2 protein-coding genes are annotated in these 1,731 nt (G+C 34.5%); both read left to right on the forward strand.

From position 1 onward, the window contains the following. The coding region (locus A9G34_RS10750) for a putative type VI secretion system effector (protein WP_065569185.1) at positions 1 to 772 on the forward strand (772 nt) is incomplete at its 5' end. Positions 773 to 802: 30 nt separating this feature from the next. Next, positions 803 to 1,687 (forward strand): putative type VI secretion system effector, encoded by an 885-nt coding sequence (locus tag A9G34_RS05725; RefSeq protein ID WP_065569186.1) that lies wholly within the window; start codon positions 803 to 805, stop codon positions 1,685 to 1,687. Positions 1,688 to 1,731 lie beyond the last annotated feature (44 nt).

Here is a 1,731-nt window from a genome sequence, read left to right on the forward strand (position 1 = left end):
TGGCACCATAATACGCATTGATTTACAAACACAGCAACAAGCGTTTGAAGTTGAATCCTACCAAAATATGCAAGAAACAATGGAACGAACCAATAGAGCAGCACGAATTGGCGCCATTATTGGTACATTTCGCGGGCAAGTTGGTTTAACAGGTTTGCCAGAAACTAAACCTGTTTTACGTGAGGCTAATTTTGTTAATGTTCAAATTGGCGATGAAATTTACCGTGGTTGGCTTGGTGATTGCCCGTTTCAACCAGGGGATGAAGTAATTGTCGTTGCCGAATGGCAAAACGACCATTACGAACTCTATGCTATTGCCAAACCTGATGAGAGGATCATCAGCGTTTGCCCTAACTGTTTTCGAGGGCGTTGGGCTTATTTTATTTTTTGCGTAAAGTGTACTGTTTTGACTTTATCAATAGCATTGTTATTTTTTACTTGCCTTGATATCTATTCCTATGGTTTAGATGCGGTATTATCTTTAGATATAAGATTTGTCAGGAATTTTCGTACTTTTGGCATTGTTTTTGGTGCTTTTGGTATTATCGGTTTATTTATAGCATTAAAAGACAGCTTTAAAACTAAAGTGAAAATAGCCGAGCAAATCTTTAAAGCTTTAAACTTTAAAAAAATATCAAGGATCGATTTAAGAAAATTTACCAATAGAAAATGTTGGAAATTAAAGTTTCAAGGAAAATATAAGCCAAATAATCAAAAACCTAAGACTAACTATATAAACAAAATATATGATAGTAATCTTTTTTATTATTAAAAAGATTAATAAGGAATACTGCGTACAAATATGAGCTTAAAAACCTTTTATAAAATTCAAAATCAAATGGTCGATAAATCATGGCGACGCAACGCCACCCCCCCAGTATTACCCTGCTGGGGCGATGAATTTACCTGTATTCGTGGCACCATAATACGCATTGATTTACAAACACAGCAACAAGCGTTTGAAGTTGAAGCCTACCAAAATATGCAAGAATCCATGGAGCGAGCCAATAGAGCAGCGCAAATTGGCGCCATTATTGGTACCTTACGCGGGCAAGTTGGTTTAACAGGTTTGCCAGAAGATGACCCTGTTTTACGTGAGGCTAATTTTGTTAATGTTCAAATTGGCGATGAAATTTACCGTGGTTGGCTTGGTGATTGCCCGTTTCAACCAGGGGATGAAGTAATTGTCGTTGCCGAATGGCAAAACGACCATTACGAACTCTATGCTATTGCCAAACCTGATGAGAGGATCATCTGCGTCTGCCCTAACTGTTTTCGAGGGCGTTGGGCTTATTTTGTATTTTGCATTAAATGTACTATTATCACTTTTTTGATAGTAATGTTAGTAATAACAGGGCTCTACATCTTTTATCATAATCTCGATAGAGTTTTAACCTTAAACAGCTATTATTTGAATACTATGTCTTGTATGGCGCTTACTTTTGGTATTTTTGCCGTTATCGGTTTATTTATAGCATTAAAAGACAGCTTTAAAACTAAAGTGAAAATTGCTGAGCAAATCTTTAAAGCTTTAAACTTTAAAAAAATATCAAGGATCGATTTAAGAAAATTTACCAATAGAAAATGTTGGAAATTAAAGTTTCAAGGAAAATATAAGCCAAATAATCAAAAACCTAAGACTAACTATATAAACAAAATATATGATAGTAATCTTTTTTATTATTAAAAAGATTAATAAGGAATACTGCGTACAAATATGAGCTTAAAAAC

The sequence above is a fragment of the Gilliamella sp. Choc4-2 genome (assembly GCF_001690355.1).
In the GTDB taxonomy this organism is placed as follows: Bacteria; Pseudomonadota; Gammaproteobacteria; order Enterobacterales; family Orbaceae; genus Gilliamella; species Gilliamella apicola_A.